6 protein-coding genes are annotated in these 8383 nt (G+C 35.4%); all 6 read left to right on the top strand.

The genetic code is table 11. The features are described from left to right. Positions 1-5109, top strand: a 5109-nt coding sequence (locus A5819_RS18290) for a helicase-related protein (protein WP_086353099.1), incomplete at its 5' end; no start/stop codon positions are given. A 73-nt stretch (positions 5110-5182) separates the two neighbouring features. Next, positions 5183-5398 carry a helix-turn-helix domain-containing protein gene (locus A5819_RS18295; RefSeq protein ID WP_086282289.1) on the top strand — a complete coding sequence of 72 codons (216 nt, stop codon included), beginning with the start codon at positions 5183-5185 and terminating at the stop codon, positions 5396-5398. Positions 5399-5412: 14 nt separating this feature from the next. Further along, positions 5413-6189 (top strand): hypothetical protein, encoded by a 777-nt coding sequence (locus A5819_RS18300; RefSeq protein ID WP_086282291.1) that lies wholly within the window; start codon positions 5413-5415, stop codon positions 6187-6189. Continuing rightward, positions 6182-6898, top strand: a complete 717-nt coding sequence (locus tag A5819_RS18305; protein ID WP_086282293.1) for a DNA/RNA non-specific endonuclease — start codon at positions 6182-6184, stop codon at positions 6896-6898. Before A5819_RS18300 ends, A5819_RS18305 begins: the two co-directional genes overlap by 8 nt. Positions 6899-6967: 69 nt before the next feature. Further along, entirely contained in the window at positions 6968-7213 is a 246-nt protein-coding gene (locus A5819_RS18310; RefSeq protein WP_086282295.1) for a hypothetical protein, read from the top strand. A gap of 95 nt (positions 7214-7308) precedes the next feature. After that, positions 7309-8241 (top strand): site-specific DNA-methyltransferase, encoded by a 933-nt coding sequence (locus tag A5819_RS18315; protein WP_254907346.1) that lies wholly within the window; start codon positions 7309-7311, stop codon positions 8239-8241. Positions 8242-8383: the final 142 nt, after the last annotated feature.

Raw genomic sequence — 8383 nt, forward strand, 5'->3', positions numbered from 1 at the left:
AATATGAGTACCACTCTTATAAACTCTATTAATCAAGTACAAAATTTAGCTATAGAACAGCTAAAAGAGAAGGAACAACAACGTATTCCTGTCAAAGAAAATCCGTATGATATTGACGATAAAGGTATTATTGAAATAGATGAAATGCCTTCTCCAACTAATCAAAAGTCACTCAATGATGATACAAATGAAGTGGAAAGAGAACTGTCGTTATTTGATGACTTCTCCGCAGAAGAAACTTCTCCTACAGTTACGAGTAGTGAATATCCAAAGAAAGACTTCTCTTTTACAACTAGTGGTGATCCTATCTATTCAGCAGGCGTTGTGAAAAAGATTGAAGATAATATTGAAGCGATACGTCTATCTAAACAAATAACGACAGATAATCGACTGGCTACTTCAGAGGAACAACAAGTCATTAGTCGTTATTCAGGATGGGGTGGTGTTGCGAATGATTTATTTGATACACGAAAAGATCGATTCCAAAAAGAACGTAGAACGCTACAAATGCTTATGACACCAGACGAGTATCGTTCGATAGAAGACAGTAGTTTAACGTCTTACTTTACTGATCCAAGCTTTATAGAAGAAATTTGGAATAAACTAGAAAAAGCAGGTTTCTCTGGCGGACGAGTTCTTGATCCCGCTATGGGTTCGGGTAATTTTTTCAGTGCTATGCCAAAAACACTCAGAGATCAGTCTGAATTAGTAGGTGTAGAGATTGATTCAATCACGGGGGAAATTGCCAAACAATTACACCCGTCCACGATGGTTCATGTTAAGGGATTTGAACAAACCATGTTTAAAAATGGCTCTTTTGATGTTGTGGTTGGGAATGTTCCTTTTAATAATTTAACCTTATCTGATGCCACCTATTCTAATATGATGATCCATGACTATTTTTTCAAGAAATCAATGGATTTAGTTCGAGAAGGTGGTATTTTAGCGTTCATTACGTCTACAGGAACAATGGATAAAGCAGATATACGCCTTCGTGAAAGTATTGCACGAGAGGCTAATTTAGTGGGAGGTTTCAGATTACCAAACAATGCATTTAGATCTACTGCGAATACGGATGTCACAAGTGATTTGTTATTTTTCCAGAAAAAGACAAAAGAGCAAATGAGTGAACAAAGTGAACGTCCTGATTGGGTAAACGGAGCTGTGAATGACCATACACCGAACCACTATTTTGTTAATAATCCCGATCATGTATTAGGAGAATTGTTTGTAAAGAATTTCAATGGTCAAACGTTAAGTGTCAAACCTACGACAGATTACCGAACATTATTTAAAAACAGTGAGGTTTCTTTTGAATACGAAACTGTACCGATGAATACTCTTCAACCACATAAAGTACCTGAACAACACTCCTCTGAAGCAGAAAAGGATTTACTTAAAGATACTGAAGCATTTACGTATGTGATAGACAACGGACAAATATTTTATAACGACAACGAATCCATTAAAGAGATTGCACCTCGAAATAAGAAAAGTGTCAAACGTGTGCAAGGAATGATTGAGTTACGTAATGAAATCAAAGAATTGATCCGTATTCAAAAAATTGAAGATTATGATGTAACAGAATTTCAAGAGCAATTAACTGCTGTAAATAAACTGTATGATAATTTTGTTCAATCTTTTGGTTATATACACAATCGTGAGAATAAACGAGAGTTCCGATCAGACGATTATTATCCGCTACTTTGTTCAGCAGAAATACAGTTTGAGGATGCAGAAGGAACTATTCATTATAAGAAATCTGAACTATTTGACCATGCGACTATTCGTCCTCAAAAAACAATCACAAAAGTGGACACTGCACTGGAAGCCTTACAGTTATCTGTTAATACGAAACAAACGATAGATTTTGAATACATGAAGCAAATATCTGGTAAAACAATGGAAGAATTGATCGAAGAACTAGGGTCTGAAATTTATCTGAATCCTGAAACAAATCAGTATGAATCAGCAAGTGAGTATCTATCTGGAGACGTGAAAACTAAGTTGTCAACAGTTGAACAAGCTATCTCTGAGGGAAATGATCAATTTGAACCCAATCGTGTTGCGCTTGAAAAAATCATTCCGCTGGATTTAACTCTTGCGGATATTAATTATCAAGTAGGGACGACATGGATACCACAAGAATACTATATCGATTTCATGGAAGAAACCTTTGATATGGGCGGATATGCAAAGAATAATGTTTTTCATTTAGAATTGAATCCTCATTCTAAAGAATACTTTATCTCGAATAAGTCGTATTTTCATAGTCCGTTGGTGACAAAGACCTATGGTACTAAGGATCGCAACGCTTATGCTTTGTTTGAAGATTTGTTAAATTTCAAGAACACCACGATTATGCAGACGATACAAGTGGATGATGGTAATGGAAAGCTTGTAGACAAAAAGATTTTAGATCCCGAAGCCACATTACTTTGCCGAGAAAAACAAGAGATGTTGCGTACAGAATTTAAAACGTGGGTAGAATCGTCAGATATAAGACGAACGACGTTAGAAACAATTTATAATGAGCGATTTAATCGATTTGTTGTACGGAAATATGATGGTTCTTCACTTACTTTTGGCACAATGAATCAGTCAATAGAGCTAAGGGAACACCAAAGAAATGCTGTTCAGCGAATAGTAACAGAAGGTAGAGGGTTACTGGCTCATGTTGTTGGGAGTGGGAAAACTCTCTCTATGATCGCTTCTGGAATGAAGTTGAAAGAGTTGGGACTTGCTAAAAAGCCACTTTACCTCGTTCCTAAATCGCTGATTCGTCCTTTTGGGGAAGAAATTTTACGTGCGTATCCTGATAAAAAAGTGTTGATTGCAACCGATGAAGATTTCAAAAAAGAAAACCGTAAGCAATTTATATCAAAAGTGGCAACTGGTACGTATGATGCTATTGTCATGGGGCATACACAGTTTGCAAAAACACCACTATCAAAAGAACGATATCAAGAGTTTCTTGAAAATGAACTGACTGAATTAGAAGATATGTTGATGAGTTGTGAAGAAGACAGTCACTCTTTTAAAGCAATTAAAGGGGAATTGAAACGTGCAGAAGAACGCTTAGAAAAACAGCTTCATAGTATGGATCGTGACCGTATTCTTGATTTTGAGGACTTAGGTGTTGATTTTATCTTTGTAGATGAAGCTCACATGTATAAAAATTTAGGTGTTCGAACCAAACTTGGGAACGTTGCAGGTATTTCAACTACGAGTGCCAATAAGTCATTGGATATGTTAGCGAAAATACAATATATCCAACAAGAAAATAATGGACGTGGGGTTGTTTTTGCGACAGGTACGCCAATTAGCAATTCAATGTGTGAACTGTATACCATGAATCGTTATTTAGCTCCAGATATTTTAGAAGAATTAGACGTGACACATTTTGATGATTGGCAAGGTGTTTTTGGTGAAGTAGAAAATAAATTAGAAATGACACCAGAAGCGAGTGGTTATCGTGTCCGTTCTCGATTTTCAAAATTTCATAATATTCCTGAATTAATGGTGCAATTTTCTCGTTTTGCCGATGTCCAAACTGCAGATATGTTAAAGTTGCCTACTCCGAACTTGACTAAAATTCTAGTTGATACAGCGGCAACAACTATGCAACAAATGAAAATGGAAGAATTAGCCTTGCGATCTGAAGCAATCAGAAGTGGGTCTGTATCACCAACGGAAGATAATATGTTGAAAATTACAAGTGAAGCCCGAAGAATGGCGCTTGATCCACGTTTGTTATCAGAAGATATGTACACAAGAGAAGATAGTAATAAATTGGCTGTTTGTGCCGAAAACGTATTTGAGTTATGGAAAAAACACGGCGATTCACGAGCAGCACAAATCATTTTTAGTGATATTGGCACACCTTCAGCGAAAAAATTTAATGTGTATGATGCATTAAAATCTCTTTTAGTAGAAAAAGAGATTCCTGAATCGGAAATCCAATTTATTCATGATGCAGCAAACGATATTCAAAAAGAAAAACTATTCAAAGATGTACGAACTGGTTCAGTGAGAATATTGCTTGGTAGTACAGAAAAGTTAGGAACTGGTGTGAATGTGCAAAATCGATTAATTGCGATTCATAACTTGGATTGCCCCTGGAGACCGTCTGATTTAGAACAACGTTTGGGACGAATAGAACGTCAAGGAAACGAATTTAGTGATGTATATAGCTATACGTACATTACAAAGGGAACATTTGACAGTTATTTGTTCCAAATACAAGAGCAAAAACTGACGTATATTACACAAATCATGAGTTCTAAAGCACTAACTCGGTCAACTGACGATGTGGATGAATTAGTTGTTGAAGCGAGTGAAGTCAAGGCATTAGCTACTGGTAATCCGTTAGTCAAGGAGCGTGCCGACTTAGAAAATGATGTTCGACGATTGACGATTCTAAAATCGAATCATTACCAACAAAATAGTACCATGCAACATGAAATTGAGCAGGCAAAAAAAATGATTCCTGCATATGAGGAACGTCTTATGCAGATTGAACAAGATATTGATATGTATGACCTTCACACAACAAACGGAAATTCTTTTGAATGTATAATCAACGGTCAAACGTTTAAAGACGAAAAGAAAGTAGAGATTGGGCAAGCCTTTTTGGATCGTATTAGTGAGGTTCGTGCAACATCATTAGATTTAAAAGAGATGCGCCAACAAGTGATAGCTGAAATGAATGGGTTTAAGGTACATTTCAATACATTTGTTCTTAATAGCTCTGATATGAATCTACAAGTAATTGGTGAATCAACATACCATTTACAAATCAAAACAGATAGTCCACTTAGTCCAATGATTAAATTGGGAAATTTCAAAAGTGAACTAGAGAAAGCCGTCAATCGTACAACGACGTTATTGACAGAAGAACAACGAAATTTATCTGAGCTAAAAGCACAAGTCAATAAACCGTTTGATCGATCTCAAGAACTAAACGAGAAGCAGCAACGATTACGTCTAATAGATGAAGCAATTGAATTAGGTGTAGATTTAGATGAACTTGCATTACGAAAAGAAAACGCACAACAAGTGAATGAAGTTCAGACACAAATGGAAATAGAAACGGATTTATCAATGTAGATAGTCGTTGTATTTTTTTCATGATTAAGGTATACTTTGTTTGTCACCAAAAAGGGGACAAAAGGAGAACAACATGATTAAATTTTCTGGAATAAAATTAAAAGAACTACGTGAACAACATCATTTAACTGTCCGACAGCTTTCTTCTGATATTGGTGTTGATCGTACGTCTATATCACGTTATGAAAACGAACAACGAGTACCTAGTATTGAAGTTGTCGGGAAGTTTGCTGAATATTTCAATTGTCCTTTTGAAACATTTTTGGAGAATGTAGAGGACAACAATTAAAAGGAGGAACGATCATGGATCAAACAACTGGATCAAAAGCTGTAATAATCGAGTTATTGCGTGGATCAAAAGAACAACAAGAGGTTGAACGGTATGCGTATTATCATAGGCTTGTTAATATCGAATCTACTATTGATTTTAAAGAGGTAGAAGCGGTTCAACATTTTTACGATTATGTGAATGACAACTATACGGAGCTTATTTCCGATGAGAATCAACTGAAAGTAATTGCTGCTGAAAATAAACTTGTGTACATTAACGAACGAGGATTAGAATTAATTTCTTTATTAAAGGAATATAATCCTGCGCTCTATGCACAATTGGGACGTGAGAAGAAGCTTATTAAATGGGCGTGGGAACGATCAGAATTAACGAAGCAACGTTATACAGAATGGCAGGGAATCGAAGGGATTGATTCTGTAGAAGAAGGCTATCTAGGTGAACTAGTTGCTACTGTAAAATCCGATTATTATTTCTGTGAATCAAGAGCAGACCGATACTATTTAATCAACGAGCCACGACTTTTTGAAACGCAACAAGACCTATTATTTCATGAATATGTAGGAGGAAACTTAGTAACTCCTGATGAAATGACGGAAATGGTACAAAATTATATGGCGGAAGATGTTGATACAGATAGAATGTCACCAGAGTTGAAAGAATGGGCAATTTCAAATGAAGCAAACAGAAAATGGCTTGCAGAAAATAAAGAGTCTCTTCTTCTTTTTGATGAGAATGTTTTGAATTTTGCGAATGAATTAGACGCAATGGAGGATATCATTGGTGAATAACCTAAAAAAAATAGTTTTCATTTTTCTGGCAACAGTAAGTGTCGGTGCTTTATCTGGATGTGATAATCTTGAAAATTCAGTAATCTCAATTCAAAAAACGTTAACAGATGAACGAATCATAAACGATTCTGATACTAATTTACCAACAGAATTTGATGGGAAATATCAAGAGGTTGTACTAAATGACAATCAGCCAGTATTTACAAAGGAAGACTTATCACTTCAAAACGGCGTATGGCAGACGTTTTCAGATTTAGATAACCTCAATCGTGTCGGTGTAGCAAATGCTCTGATTGGAAAAGAATCATTTCCAACTGAAGAAAGAGAGCCGTTAACTGTTAAGCCTACAGGATGGAAACAAAAGAAACTTCCCGATGGTCAGTGGCTCTACAACAGGTCGCACTTAGTCGGCTTTCAGCTAACTGGAGAAAATGATAATATGAAAAACCTTATGACGGGTACCAGGCAATTCAACACGCCACACATGTTGAACTATGAAAATCAAATCATGGATTATATCCGATTAACAGGAAATCATGTTCGTTATCGAGTAACACCTCATTTTATTGGCGATGAATTAGTGGCTCGTGGTGTACAAATGGAAGCAGCAAGTGTTGAAACAGATGAATTTGCCTACAACGTTTATATTTTCAACGTTCAGGATGGTTACAAGATCAATTATGCGACTGGTGCAGCAACGAAAGAATAGATGCTGAATATATTGTTACTATGACTAGTATTCGTCGAAGTAGGCTGAAGAATAACAAGGAGGAATAAAATGATTGAAGTATTAGGGGTCTTAGCCGCTATTTTGTTGTGTTCATTTGTATGGAATGTTCTCTTATATAAATATAAGCATGCTCTTTGGAGTGTAGCAGGAGCTGTTTTCTTTGTAGATATAGTTTCATTCCTTAACAAGTCAGATCATGGAGTTGTATATTTTATTTTGTTAAGCATTGTTAATGTACATTTAAGTATATTCTTTTATCTGTATTTGGCGGGTAGACTTAAAAAGGAAGATTAATTGCAAAAGGGATAGTTTAAAGGATAGATTTTATAAGAAAATCTATCCTTTAAATTGGAAATGTAGTGTCAAAAAATGGAGGTTGTAGTGTCAAAATGTTTTTGAAAAGAAGGAAAGTAAACAATACTCTATATTGGAGTTTAGCGGAGAATTATAGAGAAGGAACCAAAGTCAAACAACGTGTGATTCTCAATTTAGGAACTACAGATCGAGCAATTCAAAAATTATCTGAAAATAATCAGTATGGTCATTTTTTAACTAAAGTCGCAAGTGAAGAAATGAAAACAGTAGAAAGTGTTACTGAACTGTGGGATCAAGTTTTTAATGAAAATTGTTTATTAGGCATGAAACGGATTCCAGATCATACTATAGATATGATTTTTTGTGATTTACCCTATGCAACCACAAATAACCATTGGGACAGTTTAATTCCTCTTGAACCACTTTGGAAAGAGTATAAACGGATCATAAAGGATAATGGGGCAATCGTTCTTACAGCTCAAACACCTTTTGATAAAATCCTTGCTAATAGTAATTTAGAAATGTTGAGATATGAATGGATTTGGGAAAAATCAACTGCAACTGGACATTTAAATGCAAAAAAAATGCCAATGAAGGCACATGAAAATGTTCTTGTATTTTATAAAAAACTACCTACTTACAATCCTCAAAAAACTACAGGACATAAGCCAGTAAACAGCTACACTAAGCACCAAAATGACGGTAGTAATTACGGTAAAACAAAAGTAGGCATTTCTGGTGGCGGTTCTACAGAAAGATACCCACGTAGTGTATTGACCTTTGCTACTGACAAACAAAAATTAGCAATACACCCAACACAAAAGCCTGAATCACTTGTTGAATATTTCATAAAGACATATTCTAACGAAGGCGATTTGATACTTGATAATGCTTGGGGGAGTGGAACAGCTGGAGTTGTATGTAAAAAAAATAATAGACATTTTTTAGGATTTGAAAAGGACAAAGATATTTATCTATCTTCATTAGAACGATTGAACAGTATGTAAATTTTGAGTATACGTAAATTTAACAGCCGATACAGTTGTTATACCGCCATTTATAGTGTAAAATTTAGGTGTAAAATAATTGATTTGGGATTGAGGGGTAAAAATGGCGAAAATAGGCTATGTTCGAGTATCGACCAAAGAC

This window comes from Enterococcus sp. 7E2_DIV0204 (assembly GCF_002140855.1).
GTDB lineage: Bacteria > Bacillota > Bacilli > Lactobacillales > Enterococcaceae > Enterococcus_L > Enterococcus_L lemimoniae.

Coding starts and splice junctions, on each gene's coding strand:
- A5819_RS18295 (WP_086282289.1), top strand. CDS start 5,183: ATGATTAAATTTTCTGGAATAAAATTAAAAGAACTACGTGAACAACAT.
- A5819_RS18300 (WP_086282291.1), top strand. CDS start 5,413: ATGGATCAAACAACTGGATCAAAAGCTGTAATAATCGAGTTATTGCGT.
- A5819_RS18310 (WP_086282295.1), top strand. CDS start 6,968: ATGATTGAAGTATTAGGGGTCTTAGCCGCTATTTTGTTGTGTTCATTT.
- A5819_RS18315 (WP_254907346.1), top strand. CDS start 7,309: ATGTTTTTGAAAAGAAGGAAAGTAAACAATACTCTATATTGGAGTTTA.